Source organism: Paenibacillus sp. M2, from assembly GCF_046713495.1.
Classification (GTDB): Bacteria; Bacillota; Bacilli; order Paenibacillales; family Paenibacillaceae; genus Paenibacillus; species Paenibacillus amylolyticus_B.
Genome location: NZ_CP169648.1, coordinates 5,189,644 through 5,206,402, shown reverse-complemented (window position 1 = coordinate 5,206,402; position 16,759 = coordinate 5,189,644). Strand labels below are relative to the sequence as shown.

Below are 16,759 nucleotides of genomic sequence, written 5' to 3'. Positions count from 1 at the left end.
TCGAGGCGTCAGAAACAAGGATTTCATTTCCTTGGGGAGCTTACCCGGGGAGATGAGGTCCTTCTTTTGCAAAAAATAAGATAAAGATATCGAAGTTGATGGGGGAGAGCGCGATGAACAAAAAAGAAATTTCAGCAGGCGGAGTTGTTTATAGAACAGGGGAAGACGGACGTCTTCAAATTCAGCTTATCGTAGATCGTTACGGTAAAATAACTCTCGCCAAGGGCAAAATGGAAGATGGAGAAACAATCGAACAGACGGCACTGCGCGAGATTTTGGAAGAGACAGGTATGGTGGGTCGCATTGTAGAGCCAGTCGATATCATTGCTTACACGTACCAACATGCAGATTTTGGCCCGGTGGACAAGGAAGTCCATTATTATCTCGTTGAAGCCGAGAGTGGTGATCTACAGCCTCAGATTGAAGAAATCAAGGGTGTGGATTGGTATGCTCCGGAAGAAGCATGGTCCTTACAGCAGCAGAGCGGATATGATAATAACGATGATATCTTGCGTGTAGCCCTGAACAAGTTAGGTATTAACGTATAACGCATTATAGTTCTGGTTCGAGTCAGTTAGCCCTCGCGCTCTGTGGGTCTGATAGGCAGATCATCAAGCCACGGGTGACTTCGCCGCGGGGGCGTGGACCGGTGGTTTTTTGTGCCATATTGGCAAGTAACAGAACGGTAAAGCAAGCAGTGAACTGGTGATGTTAAAAAGGGTCTGGGCATGTGCAATCTGTGCCCCGTTGTCCGCTGACAGCCAGGCCGAAGCTGCATGCAGCTGGCCGATCAGCGGCATAAAGAGCAGCGCTCCCGCAATGTTTAATACAACATGGGAGGCAGCGACAAACTTGCCTGCGGATGCTCCGCCCGCGGCAGCGATCACAGCGGTGATGCAGGTCCCCACATTGGACCCGATCACAATGGCGATGCCGATTTCCACAGGTAATACCCCTGTGGCTGCGAGCGTAATCGCCATGCTAATGACAGCAGCGCTGCTGTGAATGAGCGCTGTCAGACAGGCACCTGCCAGGAAGCCCCACCACAAGCTGTCGGCCGAGCGGTCGAGAAACCATTGAAATACGCCCATGCTCCGCAAGGGTAAGGCAATGGATTGCATCACCTGAATGCCTGTCATAACAAGTGCAAATCCCGCAGCTGCGAGGAAGCTATACTGGATGTTAAACAGAGTCTGGCGAGTACGTTCAGGAGCGGTCAGATTGCGTTCACCAAGTACAACAAACATGGCCCAGCCCGTCAGCGACAGGACAAGCAATGGCAGGGAAGCTCGCCCGATCTGCAGTCCCACCAGCTCCGTTGTCAGACATGTCCCGATGTTGGTGCCGAGGATGATGCCGAGTGTCCGCCCATAGGTAATTAATCTGGCATTAGCCAGTCCAATGGTGAGTACGGTGACTGCAGTACTGCTCTGTAACAGAGCCGTTGCGCCCGCACTGAAGGCCATGCCTTTCCATGGAGCAGAGGTGGCACGATTGAGCCAACTTTCCAACATGGGCCCAGCCATGCGCTGCAAGGCCGTTTCCATCAGCTTCATGCCACCAAAAAAGATAATAAGCCCATATAGTAGGGGCAATATAACATCTCTAAACATAGAAACATCATTCCTTCCGTCCGGTTCCTTAACTCATCCTATGAGTAAGAAAAGACAACCATGACAAGCCTATAGGAATTCAGAGGGAAGCGACCTAAGTTACCCCACCTCAATTTGAAAGATACGGTGATTCGTGCAAACGTAGCGAAGAAGACGAAATTGTTGCCGAAGAAGCGAAGCGTGCGCCTTTGTCTCCGGATTTTCCCTTTAAGAAAGGGAATCAAAAAAATCTGGAGACAACAGCGATCGGAAGATCGATTCGAACCCGGAACGCCACCTACGCGCCGCACAAAACCTATCTTTTGAACTATTAAATTAAAGGAAGTGGATCTACCTTGCCATCAGTTACACTCGAACGCAGTCGCAAAAAGCGGCTTGAACATGCACATCCATGGATATTTAACAACGAAATTGCCTCTGTTGACGGAAACCCGGAACCGGGAGATCTGGTCAATGTATTGAATCATCAAGGTCGCTATCTGGCGACAGGATATTACAATCCCGCATCTCAAATCACTGTAAGGGTTGTAGCTTATCAACCTTTGGAGTCCGAAAAAATGGATACGGCGTTTTTTGCAGCGCGTTTCCGCGATTGCTTGCGTCATCGGGAACGTTTTATCCAGGATGGAGAGGCTTACCGTCTCGTTTACGGCGAAGCTGATTTTCTGCCAGGATTAATCGTTGACCGATTCGGCAGCATTCTCGTTGTACAGTTGCTTACACTTGGCATGGATCGTTGCCGTGAAGCCATTGTACAGGCACTCATTGAAGTAATGCAGCCTGAAGGCATTTACGAGCGCAGTGATGTCTCGATTCGTGAACTGGAAGGTTTGGAGCAGACCAAAGGTCCGCTGTACGGAGAGTGTCCACGGCATGTCACGGTTACAGAGAATGGACTACTCATTAAAGTCGATATCGTGGAAGGACAGAAGACAGGTTACTTCTTCGATCAACGTGAGAATCGTGCAGCGATCGAACCGCTCATGAAGGGTTGGGGCTACAAGAGTGGAATCACACTTCAAACGACTGAGCAGGATGGCACAGAGCAGCTCTTGCCTGTGAATAAAAGCGGAAAGGTAGTTACATTCCCATATTGGGATGGTGCCACTGTACTGGAGTGTTTCTCACACACGGGCAGCTTTACGTTGAATGCTTGCAAGTATGGAGCTAAAAAAGTGACTTGTCTTGATATTTCGGAGCATGCCATTGAGAGTGCACGAACAAATGTGGAGTTGAACGGTTTCACCGACCGGGTCGAATTCGTAGTTGCTGATGCATTCCAGTACTTGCGTGAACAAGTGAAGGGGCTGGATGAACGTACTGCACGTGCGCGCGCTGGCGAACAAAAAGTAGATACTTCCAAAGCGCTTGCAGCTGGCGGTAAAACATTTGATGTAGTCATCCTCGATCCCCCGGCGTTTGCCAAGACGAAATCAGCAGTTAAAGGTGCATGCCGCGGATATAAGGATATCAACCTGCAAGGTATGAAACTGGTTAATGAGGGCGGATATTTGGTAACAGCCAGCTGTTCGTATCACATGCGTCCTGACCTTTTCTTGGACACGATTGCCGATGCAGCAGAAGATGCAGGAAAAGTACTGCGTCTAATCGACTGGAAGGCAGCTGGTAAGGATCACCCGCAAATTTTGGGTGTGGATGAAGGACATTACCTCAAATTTGCTATTTTCGAAGTGCGCAGCAAAAAGAATTAATCGTATGATTTCCGTTCAAATTTCACTGTATAGATTGGACTAAAGATTTACACGAGAACGTAGAGGACAGAAATAACCTGAAGGAGTGAAGCTAAAAGCTTTCTGAAGAGCTGCTTCGGAAGCATAATCTTCGCCTTTATTCTCGTTTTTTTTCACTTTTTAAAAATTGAATCAAGAAAATCTGGGAATAGCAGCGATCGGAGGGTTGTTCTGTCATCGGAGTGGCAAGTGTAAATTATCTTTAATTTAATCTATAGATCAAGTCAAAAGTCCACAGTGTGTGCTAGCTGCGGGCTTTTTGCTGTTTTGCTGTGTTAACGGAGATGATCTCCGGTTTTACCGGATAGTGGCAAACGTATGTTCCGAACCAAGTCAGATATGTTATACTGGGAATTAAAATCTTGTACGTGTGGTTTGGAGGATTAGACATGTCCGTTCGTTTTGTTATTGGCCGGGCAGGCAGCGGCAAGAGCTCGCTGATTACCCGGGAAATTACATCCCTGCTTCAACAAGAACCGCAAGGCACACCTTTGATTTTGCTCGTTCCAGAACAGAGTTCTTTTCGAACAGAGCAGGCATTGGTGTCTTCTGGAGCAATTAAAGGTACGATGCGTGCAGAAGTGCTCGGCTTTCGCCGTTTAGCCTATCGTGTAATGCAGGAAGCAGGTGGTTCTGCTCGTATTCCGATCGGAGCCGAAGGCAAAAAGATGCTGCTCTATAAAGTAATCCAGCGTCGTAAGGAAGAATTAAAGCTGTTTGGTGCATCCGGCAGCCAGCTGGGTTTTATAGGCGAATTAAATGACTTATATAGTGAATTTAAACGTTATGAAGTTGATCCATCATTGCTGGAAGAAGGGCTGTCTGGAGGGAATACCTCATCCACTTCGCCAATTCTGGAGGACAAGTTGCATGACTTGAATCTGATATATCGTGACTATGAACAGGAACTGACCAATTTATATATTGATGATGAAGACACGTTGACCGAGCTGACAGATCGTTTGTCGGAAAGTGCATTGCTGCAGGATGCACAGGTCTGGATTGATGGTTTTCAGGGATTCACGCCACAGGAAATGAGTGTGATTGGTCGCCTGATGTTGCAGTGCTCTTCCGTGACGATTGCACTGACATTGGATCGTCCATATGATCAGGGGGCTCTGCCTGGAGAACTGGAGCTGTTCTATCCCACGGGGAGTGCCTACGCGCGTCTGAAAGGAATGGCTGAAGAACTGGGTGTACCGAGCGATATAACCGTGCTAGATTCGGAGATTCCACCGAGATACAAGGATCGTCCGGGACTTGCTCATCTGGAGGCTGGTTTCGACCGCCGAATTCGTTGGAAAAGTGATGGCCTTGATTCCGGAATCCGACTGGTTGCAGCGGAGAACCGACGAGCTGAGATGGAGGGAGCACTGCGTGAGATGCGGCGTCTGGCGCAAAACGAAGGTGCGCGTTATCGGGATATGGCAGTACTTGTTCGTCAGTTGGATACCTACGCTGATATAGCTGAACCTCTATTCAGGGATTATGACGTACCCGTCTTTCTGGACCGCAGAAGAAATGAACTTCATCATCCATTATCCGAGTTTATCCGTTCCGCACTGGATATTGTTCGGCGCCATTGGCGTTACGAGGATGTATTTCGCTGTGTCAAAACGGATCTGCTGCTTCCGCGTGATGGTTCCATCACTCGTGAAGATATGGACCAGCTTGAGAATTATGTACTGGCTTGTGGTATTCACGGGTATCGTTGGACTGATGGCAAACCATGGAAGTATGTACCAAGCCTGTCGCTGGAAGACAACGGTCAGGATGGCCGTAGTCGAAGACGGGACCAGATGCTTTCATTAATGGAGAACTGCCGAACGGTCATTACAGATTCCTTGGGTGTTTTTGAGAAACGAATGAAAAAGGCAAAGACAGCCAAAGCCCAGTGCGAGGCACTATACAGACTGCTGGAAGATGCTGAGATCCCATGGAAGCTGGAGAACATGTCTGCTGAAGCTAAGGCTCAAGGTGACCCCGAACGGTCAAGAGAACATCGGCAGATGTGGGGAGCTGTGCTGGATTTATTGGATCAGATGGTCGATATGATGGGGAATGAACGGCTGGATATCACGCTGTTTGCCGGGATGATTGAGACCGGATTGACGGAACTGAAGCTGGGTCTGGTACCACCAGCACTTGATCAGGTATTGGTCGGTTCCATGGACCGTACACGCCTTCAGGACATCAAATACGTATTTATCCTTGGCGCCGTTGATGGTGAATTACCCGCCGTACCTCAGGATGATGGCGTATTAACGGAACTGGAGAGAGTGTTACTGACTGAACGTGGCATGGCGCTTGGACCAGGTGCAACAAGGCAGATGCTGGATGAACGTTTTCTGATCTACACGGCACTTACAGCGGCAAGCAGCCAGTTGTGGCTGAGTTACCCGGTTGCAGATGATGAGGGAAAAGCACTGCTTCCTTCCGAGATTGTCCGCCATGTACGGAAAATGTTTGGTCTACAAGAACAGCCATTGCTCGCTCAACCACCGGTTGCGAACTCAGAAGAAACGCATTGGTCCTATGTCACCCATCCGGGTCAGAGTCTGTCAACGCTCATTGGACAATTGCGCAAATGGCGCCGCGGAGAAGACATTCCTGAAATGTGGTGGGCGGTCTACAATTGGCATGTATCTCGAGAGACAAGCAGACCTCAGCTGGAGCGGTTGATGGGATCGATCTTTTATCGTAATAGAGCATTACCACTACGTACAGCCACCAGTCGCAGACTGTATGGCACAGAGGTAAGGACGAGTGTCTCACGAATGGAGCGGTTCGTAGCTTGTCCGTTCTCCCATTTTGCCTCGCATGGGCTGCGTCTCAAAGAACGGCAATTGTACCGCCTTCAGGCTCCTGATATCGGACAGCTGTTTCATGCTGCACTAAGCCAGCTGGCTATGCGGTTGCGCGAAGAAAATCGTAGTTGGGGCAGTTTGACTCCAGACCAATGCCGTCAGGAAGCCGAGCAAACGGTGGAGCAGATTGCTCCACAGCTGCAAGGGGAGATTTTGCTAAGCACCAAGCGATACGGTTATATTTTCCGCAAATTGAAGGACATTGTTAGCCGGGCATCTGTTATTCTCGGGGAACAGTCCAGACGTGGAAGTTTTGAACCGATTGGGTTGGAGCTTGATTTTGGACCGGATAAAACACTGCCGCCACTGCGTTTTGAACTGGAGAACGGCTGTGTGATGGAGATCGTGGGTCGGATTGACCGTGTGGATGTTGCAGAAGGCGAGAATGGTCTGCTCTTGCGTGTCATTGACTATAAATCAAGCCAGACGGACCTTAAGTTACATGAAGTGTACTATGGTCTGTCATTGCAAATGCTCACCTATCTGGAGGTGCTGCTTAGTGCTGCCGAAGAATGGCTTGGGGAAACGGCGATGCCGGGAGGAACGTTGTATTTCCACGTGCATAACCCGCTGTTGCAATCCGCAAACGGAATGACATCAGAGCAGGCAGGACAAGAACTGCTGAAACGGTTCAAAATGAAAGGTTTGCTGCTGGCGGATCGGGACGCAATCGCTCAAATGGACAACACCCTGGATAAGGGGTATTCAGCCATTATTCCAGTTGCCCTTAAGGCGGACGGAAGCTTTTATAGCAGCGCCGCTGTAGCTACGCCAGAGCAATGGGATACGCTGCTTGCTTCGGTTCGCAGTAATATCCGTGAGATTGGTACCCGAATTACGGATGGGGATGTGGCCATTGAGCCTTATCGTATTCAACAGGAAGTGGCATGCACGTTCTGTCCGTATAAGCCTGTATGTCAGTTTGATGAGAATATAGAAGGAAATGAATACAACCTGTTGTCCAAACCGGGTAAACAGCAAATCTGGGATATGTTATCTCACACCAAGGGAGGGGAAACATCATGACGAATATGCCAAAACCGGAAGGAAGCTTCTGGAGTGATGACCAGTGGAGTGCCATCTCCGAAAGCGGAGAAGACATTCTGGTTGCCGCTGCGGCGGGATCAGGCAAGACAGCTGTACTGGTTGAACGAATTATTCGCAAGATCGCAGATCCCTCCCAAGGATTCAGTGTGGATCGCTTGCTTGTAGCTACGTTTACCAAAGCCGCCGCCGCCGAGATGAAACAACGGATTCGGGAAGCGCTGGAACGTGCGCTGGAAGAACAGCCTGGAGAAGAGCATCTGCGCAAGCAGCTGTCGCTGCTTGGACGGGCATCTATTACAACGCTGCATTCATTCTGTATGGAAGTCATTCGCCGCTATTATCAGCAAATTCCGTTGAACCCGGCTTTTCGTATCCTGAATGAAAATGAAGCGGAAATCATGCGGCAGGAACTGCTCGAAGAACTATTTGAGGAAAAGTATGGCCAAGAAGATGAAGGGAGTACATTCCGTGAACTGGTGGACTGGTTCAGTGGAGAGCGAAACGATGATGCCATGCATCGACTGGTGCAACGCTTGTATGATTTCTCCCGCAGTCATTCCTGGCCGGATCATTGGCTCTCAGAGATGGCATCCGCCTTTCAGGTGGAGAGTGTGGAGGAGCTGGGGCATTCAGCATGGGTTCAGAGTATTTTGCGTGATGCGGCTCTTGCTTTGAGTGGTGCAGCAGGACTGCTCCGTCAAGGCATCCATATTTCCATGCAGCCTGAAGGTCCGGCACCTTATGCGGATACGTTAAAAGAAGACCTGGTGATGGTAGAAGAGCTGTTGTCTGCGGCCCAGGTTATGCCATGGGAAAGGTTGCCTGAAGTGTTTCAACCCGCTGCATTTGGCAAACTGAAACCCTGTAAAAAGGATCAAACGGACCCTGCTTTACAAGATCAGGTGAAGGAACTCCGTGAGGCTGCGAAAAAGGCAGTTATCGACCTGAAAGGTTCATTGTTCGGAAGAAGTGCGTTTTCGTTCTGGCAGGAGCTGGAGCAAGCGGCACCACTCATGCAGGAGTTATCGAGGTTGGTTAGTACATTTGGAGAACGTTATCGACAGGCCAAACAGGAACGTGGGCAAGTTGACTTCAGTGATCTGGAGCATTACTGTCTTCACATTTTGCGACATGAGGATTCAACGCCTGAACTGTCGATGCCTTCCGATGCGGCTATGGAGTACCGTTCGCGATTCGATGAAGTGTTGCTTGATGAATATCAGGATACCAATACGGTTCAGGAAGATATCGTGAAACTGATCTCCAGAGAAAACCCGGGTAACCGATTCATGGTCGGTGATGTCAAACAGAGTATCTACCGTTTTCGGTTGGCTGAGCCAGGTTTGTTTATGAACAAGTATCGCCAATATGGAGCGAGTACACGTGAAGATGGAATAGTGGAAGATCGTTTGCATCGTACAGGTCAACGTATTGATCTTGCGCGGAATTTCCGCAGTCGTGCGGAAGTCGTGCATTCGGTCAATATGATATTCCGGCAACTCATGAACGAAGGTGTGGCAGAGATTGCTTACGATGAACGAGCTCAACTGGCATATGGGGCTACTTTTCCGTCAGAAACACTTGGTGATGAGGCGTATACACCTGAACTCATGCTGATTGATCGTCAGGGCGGTGGACCTGATCTAACGGAGAGTACGGATGAGAACGGGGATGCATTGGTTTCCGCAGAACTGGAGAGTGCCGAACTTGAAACGGCCCAGTTGGAAGCAAGGGTCATCGCAAGGCGTATTCGTGAGATGGTTGGGGATACGGACAAACCTGCCCTCCATGTATACGACAAAGCCCTGCAAACGATGCGCCCGGCACGTTACGGTGACATGGTCATCTTGCTGCGTTCAACCTTGATGTGGGCTCCGCTCATGATTGAGGAATTCAGACAGCAGGGAATTCCTGCTGGAGGAGAACAGAGCAAGGGTTATTTTCAGGCTACAGAAGTGGAAATCATGATGTCTCTGCTTCAGCTTGTTGATAATCCAAGGCAGGATATTCCGCTTGCTTCCGTGCTTCGTTCCCCGATTGTCGGACTGGATGAAGAGGAACTGGCACAGATTCGACTTGGTGACAAAAGACAATCATTCTATGATGCGGTTATATCGGCTGCGGGAGATTTGAGCGATTCCTCCACTAATGCTGTACAACAATCCCGGCAGGATAATCATCCTGATTCCAATATGGTCCAGTTGCAGTGGCCGGAAGCCTGGGCAGAGATGGAACAGGGACAGCGGGAGACAGCAGCTTCAGTCCAGGCTGAGATCCTGGATGATGTCTATGAATCCGATGCGCATACAGAAGGAATTCAAGATGTTGGTTTTACTGGAAATGCAAGCGAGGATATGGGTGTTACGGAGATTTCAGGCTCAGAGTTGCAGCAAAAGTTAATTCGCTTTTTGCGTCAATTGCAGCAGTGGAGAGTTGAGGCAAGACAAGGCAGTCTAAGTGAACTGATCTGGCGTATGTACCGAGAAACCGGGTATTTAGACTGGGTTGGTGGTCTTCCTGGAGGACTGCAACGTCAGAGTAATCTTAAGGCATTGTACGATCGCGCACGACAGTATGAGGAATCAACTGCAAATCGCGGTTTGTTCCGTTTTCTGACCTATGTCTCAAGATTGCGGGAAAACGGGGGAGACCTCGGAACTGTAGCAGGTAGTTCGGGGGAGCAGGACAACGCCGTACGTATCATGACGATTCACCGGAGTAAAGGTTTGGAATTTCCGATCGTCTTTGTCGGTGGCACATCCAAGATGTTCAATCAGCAGGATCTGAACGCACCGTTTCTCATGCATAAGGAACTGGGATTTGGTCCGAGGTTCGTGGATCGTGAGAACCGGGTTGCCTATCCTACATTAGCCAATCTGGCGATACGTCGTCGTGCGCAATTTGAATTGCTTGCTGAAGAGATGCGTGTGTTGTACGTTGCGTTGACCCGTCCCAAAGAGAAAATGATTCTGCTAGGTACTGTAAAAGATGCTGCGAAAAAAGCGCTGGCATGGTCTCAAGTCAAGGATAGTCCTGAACTGGCATTGCCAGATTATCTGCTTGCTGCAGGACGGAGTTACCTGGACTGGATTGGACCATCCCTGATGAGACATCCAGATGCGGCTGTGCTGCGTGAACTTGCTGGAAGTCATGATTCGTTCTCGTCCTGTCTTGCAGATGATCAATCACGATGGGCGATCTCTATTATTTCCGCCGATCAGGTATCCCGTGAACATGTGGTGGATCAGACACTCGGAGAAGAAGACGGAATGACTGAGGTACGGAAAGAACGAATTGCTGCGCTAAAAGCTGTTCAGCCTGTGAAGGTGGTTACATCCTCAACTGTAGAAGAGCTGACGAAGAGTGTACAAGATACGGCTAACCAAAACATTGAAGATGAAGGTGCAGATACAGTAGCTCTTCAACAAGAGGAAACACGGCTGATCAACGAGGTTGATCAACGACTTTCATGGACGTACCCCTATGAAGCAGCAACTCAAGTAGCAGCCAGTACTTCTGTCACGGAGTTGAAAACGTTACTTGCGATGCACGATGTCCAGTCCGTAGAGGTGATGGAGGAACTGGGAGAACAGTCCGAAAAATTAATGGCTCACAACACCCCAGGAATCAATTACACCAAAGATGAAGCAGGCCATGTGCTACGTGGCGTATCCGATCAATCTAACGAGCGCGAGACTGGATCAGGGGCAGATTCAAACGGTACGGTGAACCTTCCAGATGCGGGATCTGCGGGTACGTCTTTCAAACTGCACCTGCGTCGTCCGAAATTCATGGAGGCAACGCAGCTGACAGGGGCAGAACGGGGGAACGTGTATCATACGTTGATGCAACATCTTCCTCTAGATGGATCGGCCATTGATTCACAGCTTATTGAGCAGACCACTCAGCGATTGGTAGAGCTTCAGATTTTGCTGCCCCACCACGTGGAGGCTATCGAACCTGAAGAACTGGGCGGATTTTTCAATACAGAACCAGGGAAAGAATTATTGCGTGCAGCGTGGGTGAAACGGGAGATTCCGTTTGTGTATGGACTTCCGGCACATCAGTCTCCAGTGGAATGGCTAAATGAACGGGAGGCGAACTCAGATATACAGATGCTAAAAGAAGATAGCAAAATGCAGGCAACGATTGAAAATGAAACCGTGCTTGTACAGGGGATTATCGATTGTCTGTATGAGGTGGACGGCGAGCTTGTCTTGCTTGATTACAAGACGGATCGGGTATTGGAGCATCGTGGTGGTTTGGATCAACTCACCAAAAATTATCGCTTCCAGCTGGATCTGTATGGACGGGCCATTGAAGATATATTGGGAAGGAAAGTTGACCGGAAATGGCTGTACTTTTTTGATGGTGGACATGCAGTGGAATTGTAAAAGAACTGGATCGGGAATTTAAAACCTTGGATTTCATATGGGAGAGGGGTGGAACGGACGATGCGTATTTTGCATACAGGGGACTGGCATTTGGGAAAAACGCTGGAAGGACGAAGCCGACTGCGTGAACAGGAAGATTTCGTTGATGAACTCGTCAGGTTGGCTGATGAGCAGCAGGCGGATGCCATATTGATGGCCGGAGATGTATATGATTCGGTGAATCCTCCCGCAGCGGCGGAACAACTTTTTTATGAAGCGGCAGCGCGTCTGACGGAGCATGGAAGACCCCTCGTGGTGATTGCAGGAAATCATGATCAGCCAGAGCGTGTGGCTTCTGTGACTCCGCTTGTGAACAGACAGGGCATCACACTCGTAGGGATGCCTACTTCAGAAGCGGTGACTATCCATGCCAAACGAACCGGAGAAATTGCACAGATTGCCGCATTACCTTATCCTTCTGAAGCAAGATTGAATGAATTGCTGACAACGGATGGGGACGAAAATGTGCTTCGTCAGGCATACAGTCAACGGGTGGGGATGTTAATGCAGCGTCTGGCCGCTTCTTTTCGCCCGGATACCGTGAACTTGGCCATGAGTCATATCTATGTGCTCGGCGGTCTTGAGAGTGATTCGGAACGTCCGATTCAGATCGGTGGGGCCTACACGGTGGACCCTTCGTCTTTATCGACTGGTGCGCAATACACGGCGCTTGGGCATCTTCATCGTGCACAGGCTGTCAAAGGAGACGGTGTGATTCGATATAGCGGCTCTCCGCTGGCTTACAGCTTCTCGGAAGCAGGGCAGAGCAAGTCTGTCACGATGGTTGATCTGGCGCCGGGCGGAGCTGCACAGGTAGAGGAAGTTTTGTTAACGTCCGGGCGTCCGCTTGTGCGTTGGCAGGCCCGTGGTGGTCTGGCAGAAGTATATCGCTGGCTGGATGAGGGACGTGATCCACAGGCTTTTATCGACATGGAAGTGTGGCTGGACGAGGCGATGTCCCTGAAGGAGATTCAGCAGCTGCGAAAATCACATGAAGGTATCATTCATATTCGCCCGGTGTATCCCGAAATGGCTGCAGCAGGGCTTTTGGAACAACGATCCGAGCTGCCTGTACATGAACTGTTCCGTAAATTCTATCAGCGTCAGACAGGTGGTGCACAGCCGGAAGACAGCCTGGTACAGCTTTTCCTGGAACTTGTGGATGAAGACGAGCCAGGTGTGCGTGAGGAGGTCGAGGAAAGATGAAGCCAATTCTATTAAAAGTTGCCGGACTGCAAAGTTATCGGGAGATGCAGGAGATTGATTTTACCGTGCTGACGGAGACGGGACTATTCGGTATTTTCGGTCCAACGGGTAGTGGTAAATCTTCCTTGCTTGATGCCATCACACTCGCCATGTATGGCAAAGTGGAACGTGCAGTGAACGGGACGCAGGGTATTATGAATCATGCAGAGGATTCGTTGTCGGTTGCTTTTACATTTGAACTGATGTCGGCGGAAGGCACTCGAAGGTTCCGGGTAGAGCGACGTTTCAAACGAAATAATGAAGTGTCGGTGAGTAACACGATCAGTAAATTCATAGAGACGGTCAATGGCGAAGAGCAGGTGCTTGCCGACAAATTGGCAGATGTGAATCGCTGTGTTGAAGATGTGATCGGTTTGAAGATGGATGACTTTACACGGGCAGTGGTGCTTCCGCAAGGGAAGTTTGCCGAGTTTTTGTCACTCAAAGGCAGTGAACGTCGCCAGATGCTGCAACGATTATTCCATTTGGAGAAGTATGGGGACCAGTTGGCCATCAAATTAAGTCGACGGGTCAAGGATAATGATATGGTTCACCAATCCCTTGCTGCGGAGCAACAGGGACTTGGCAATGCCAGCAAGGAAACGTTGGATGAGACGAAACGTCTTCTTCAAGCCGCTGTACAGCAGTCTGAATTGTCCCGCAAAGCGCTGGATGAAGCTGCAAAGGAAGCCGAACAACTGGGCAAAATTCGTGAGTTAAGTCACGAACGGCAGGCCCGTACAGAGGAACAGCAGAAGCTGAAAGCTCTGGAACCACAGGTTGAGGCGGGCGAACAACGGCTAAAACAATCCGTTGCGGCAGATGCCATACTGCCTGCGTTGCAGACGGTTCGAGATGCTACAGCTACACAGAAGCAGCGGCAGGATATTGCCGAGACAGCTCATCAGCAAGCCCTGGAACATGAGCGTCTGGCTGTTCAGGAAGCGGAGAAGGCCGAGGCGGGACGTAAGCAAATGACTGAGGAAGAACCGAAACTTTTGCTGCGTCTGGAGCAGCTCGAACAAGCGAAAGAGCTGCAACGGGAACGGGACGGGCTTCAAGCCGATTGCTCGCGCCTTGCTCAGTTTCTGGAACAGGGGCAGGGCGAACAGACTGCGCTGGGACAGCAACTTGAGAAAGAAAAGGAGCTGCAGCAGCGCGGGCGCAAGCGGCGTGAGGAACTACAGGAGAGCCTCAAGCCGAATGAGGTGAAGTCAGAGGAACGCAGGCAACTTCAGGCTGCGCTTGAACTGAAGCATCGTGTCGATACTGCTGCGGAGCAATTACAGCAAAACAAGGCTGACATGCAAGCCTATAATCAGTCGGCAGAACAGGGAGCCGGCAAGCTGAAGGCGGCGGCTGAAGAAGAAAAACGCCTGAGTGATCAGCGTCAGCATCTGGTAGAACAGGCGTCAGCAGGTCTTGAGGCCTTGCTTGCCTGTGAGCAGGATATTAGCCGGGAACAAAGCTTGCTGGCCCTTGCGGAGGAACAGCTGCGTCGCACAATGCGTGAGCAGGAGCTGCATCAGCTGTCCTCCGCCTTGCGCGCCGAGCTGCGCGATGGCGAGCCATGCCCGGTGTGCGGCTCGCCGCATCACCCACTCCCGGCTGCGCCGACGGGAGAAGGTCCGCACGCAGGCGATGCGGACCTGGAACTGCTGCGCAGCCTGCACGCGGAGCTGCAGGAGCTGCGCTTTGGGCTGCGCCAGCAGCTGCACGAACGTCGCAGCCTGCTGACGCAGCTTGGCGCTGCGGCCGGCGATGCTCCGGCCGCAGCCGAGGCCGCGCCTGCGGCAGCGGAGCCCGAGCCCGCCGGGTCGCCCGAATACGGGCGACCCCCGGCAAGCTGGGCATCGCGTGCCGCTGCGCTGCGCGAAGCCGCGCAGGCGCTGGCTGCCGCAGCAGCGCCGCTCCAGGCCGAAGCCGCCGCGTTGCAGCAGGCGGCTGTGGGCGCGCAGCAGCGCCGCATGGAAGCGGCAGCTGCGCAAGAGGCCGGCCGTGCCGGGCTCGCCCAGGCGGAGCGCAAGCTGGCCGAGAGCGAGGCCGCAGCGGCTGCCTTGCAGGGCCGCTGGACCGCGGAACTGCCGGGCATCGCTCAGGAGGAGGCCAAGGCCCTCTATCAGGCGATGCAGGAGCGCGATGCGCGCGCCGAAGACATCAAGGAACGTCTGAATAAAAGCGTGACATTCCTTGAGGAAAAAGATCAGATCATTCAATCGCTTCAGCAGAAGCTGGTGGAATTGGACAAACAACTGATCCAGTGGCAAACGCAGTGGCAGGGCAATAACAAACTGCTCGCCGAGAAAGAAGAACGCTTGCGCCAGTGGGTTGGGCAGCAGCGGGTAGAAGACCTGATTGCTGCGGCTCAGGCTCGTCTGGATGGACTGCGGAAAGAAGCTGCGGAGTCGGCACAACGCTTCAAAGAAGCGGATCATCTGAAGCAGGAATCAGCCAAGAAAGATGTCATGGCTCAGCAGGCTGCCGCCTCGGCAACAGAGCATCTGCAACAGGCACAGGAACGGTGGAATCAATTGCTGGAACAATCCCCGTTCGACTCGGATGATGCCGTTGTGTCCGCGGCGATACCTTCCCAGGAAGCGGAACGACTGGCGGGCGAGATCCAGCAGCACCGTGAACGTGAGCGTGAATTGGCATCCCAATTGCGTGAACTGGAACAAAAGCTGGGTGGTGCAGTTGTATCGGAGGAGCAGTGGTTAGCCTGCACTGAACGTTTGCAGCAGGTCCGGGCTCAGGATGAGACTGCCCTACGTGCGAAAGCACGTGCAGAACGTGATCTGGAGGATGTGGAGCAGCGACATGTTCGCTGGACCGAACTGGAGAACAAGAGGTTGGAGGTCAGCCGTCAAGGCGAACTGCTCAGCAAACTTCAATCCGCATTCAGAGGTAATGCATTTGTTGAATATATTGCAGAGGAACAACTGATGCAGGTCAGTCATGCGGCATCTCAGCGTCTGCGCTTCCTGACTAAACAACGTTATTCACTGGAGGTGGATTCCGGTGGTGGTTTTGTGATCTGTGATGATGCCAACGGAGGAGTCAAACGACCGGTATCGACGTTATCCGGTGGCGAGACGTTTTTGACTTCGTTGTCACTGGCCTTGGCACTGTCGGCCCAGATTCAGCTGCGAGGTCAGTACCCACTTCAATTCTTCTTCCTGGATGAAGGGTTTGGTACCCTTGATCCTGAACTGTTGGATACCGTCATTACATCTTTGGAAAAGTTGCATGACGACCGATTGGCTGTTGGTGTAATCAGTCACGTGCCTGAACTGCGTGCACGCTTGCCGCGCAAACTTGTGGTAATTCCGGCAGGGGAGGCCGGAAACGGCTCACGTGTGGTCTTGGAGACTCTGTAGAGGGCAAATGTGTAAGCAATATAGAACATAGAAGCGCCTCTAATAGTCCAAGCAAAATGAATAATAGGGGTTGTTCAAAAAGTCCGCTTTTGATTACGAATGGTGCCTAGCGGCATCATCAACATCGAATATGGAATTCAGCCGAAATAAGCGTCTTTTTGATACTGAAAACCGCCTTTTTTAAACACGCACTATTACGGAATATTATTTTTGTAAAAATATTTCTTTTCTTGCTTTTATAATATAGCGGAGTGAGTTACATCACAGATACAGGTTCATCCCGCTGTTATACTACAGTTAAGCCGACAAACTTGTTTTAAGTACCCCGGCGGACATCTGATCAGGACGTTTCCTGAATAGATGTCCGCGCAGCAGCCTTCCAAGGAAGCCGCTCACGGGGTGCTTCTTTTTTTTGTGTTTTCTCGT

At 50.9% G+C, this 16,759-nt stretch carries 7 protein-coding genes; 6 read left to right on the top strand and 1 reads right to left on the bottom strand.

Translation table 11 applies throughout. The annotated features are described in order from the left end of the window. Nucleotides 1–113: 113 nt before the first annotated feature. Nucleotides 114–548: an NUDIX hydrolase gene (locus ACETMN_RS24075; protein WP_411735217.1), complete on the top strand. Its 435-nt coding sequence runs from the start codon at nucleotides 114–116 to the stop codon at nucleotides 546–548. A gap of 63 nt (nucleotides 549–611) precedes the next feature. Here ACETMN_RS24075 and ACETMN_RS24070 read toward each other — a convergent pair whose 3' ends face one another. Then, complete coding sequence (locus ACETMN_RS24070; RefSeq protein WP_411735216.1) at nucleotides 612–1,613, bottom strand: Na/Pi cotransporter family protein; 1,002 nt, start codon at nucleotides 1,611–1,613, stop codon at nucleotides 612–614. A 335-nt stretch (nucleotides 1,614–1,948) separates the two neighbouring features. On the opposite strand from ACETMN_RS24070, the gene ACETMN_RS24065 reads away from it, so the two are divergent. The 5 genes from ACETMN_RS24065 (at nucleotide 1,949) to ACETMN_RS24045 (ending at nucleotide 16,333) form a co-directional block, all read left to right on the top strand. Then, nucleotides 1,949–3,325: a class I SAM-dependent rRNA methyltransferase gene (locus ACETMN_RS24065; protein ID WP_411735215.1), complete on the top strand. Its 1,377-nt coding sequence runs from the start codon at nucleotides 1,949–1,951 to the stop codon at nucleotides 3,323–3,325. Nucleotides 3,326–3,753: 428 nt separating this feature from the next. Continuing rightward, complete coding sequence (gene addB, locus ACETMN_RS24060) at nucleotides 3,754–7,257, top strand: helicase-exonuclease AddAB subunit AddB (protein ID WP_411735214.1); 3,504 nt, start codon at nucleotides 3,754–3,756, stop codon at nucleotides 7,255–7,257. Next, complete coding sequence (gene addA / locus ACETMN_RS24055; protein WP_411735213.1) at nucleotides 7,254–11,672, top strand: helicase-exonuclease AddAB subunit AddA; 4,419 nt, start codon at nucleotides 7,254–7,256, stop codon at nucleotides 11,670–11,672. The genes addB and addA overlap by 4 nt, the downstream gene beginning before the upstream one ends. A 60-nt stretch (nucleotides 11,673–11,732) precedes the next feature. Further along, a complete protein-coding gene (locus ACETMN_RS24050) occupies nucleotides 11,733–12,917 on the top strand; it encodes an exonuclease SbcCD subunit D (RefSeq protein ID WP_091013971.1) in 1,185 nt (394 codons plus the stop codon). Continuing rightward, the gene (locus ACETMN_RS24045; protein WP_411735212.1) at nucleotides 12,914–16,333 is read left to right on the top strand and encodes an AAA family ATPase; all 3,420 of its coding nucleotides are present in this window, start codon (nucleotides 12,914–12,916) and stop codon (nucleotides 16,331–16,333) included. Before ACETMN_RS24050 ends, ACETMN_RS24045 begins: the two co-directional genes overlap by 4 nt. Nucleotides 16,334–16,759 lie beyond the last annotated feature (426 nt).

What these genes read in the sequence shown, in the direction of transcription:
- ACETMN_RS24050 (WP_091013971.1), top strand. Translation starts at nt 11,733, where the DNA reads ATGCGTATTTTGCATACAGGGGACTGGCATTTGGGAAAAACGCTGGAA.
- addA (WP_411735213.1), top strand. Translation starts at nt 7,254, where the DNA reads ATGACGAATATGCCAAAACCGGAAGGAAGCTTCTGGAGTGATGACCAG.
- ACETMN_RS24045 (WP_411735212.1), top strand. Translation starts at nt 12,914, where the DNA reads ATGAAGCCAATTCTATTAAAAGTTGCCGGACTGCAAAGTTATCGGGAG.
- ACETMN_RS24070 (WP_411735216.1), bottom strand. Translation starts at nt 1,613, where the DNA reads ATGTTTAGAGATGTTATATTGCCCCTACTATATGGGCTTATTATCTTT.
- ACETMN_RS24075 (WP_411735217.1), top strand. Translation starts at nt 114, where the DNA reads ATGAACAAAAAAGAAATTTCAGCAGGCGGAGTTGTTTATAGAACAGGG.
- addB (WP_411735214.1), top strand. Translation starts at nt 3,754, where the DNA reads ATGTCCGTTCGTTTTGTTATTGGCCGGGCAGGCAGCGGCAAGAGCTCG.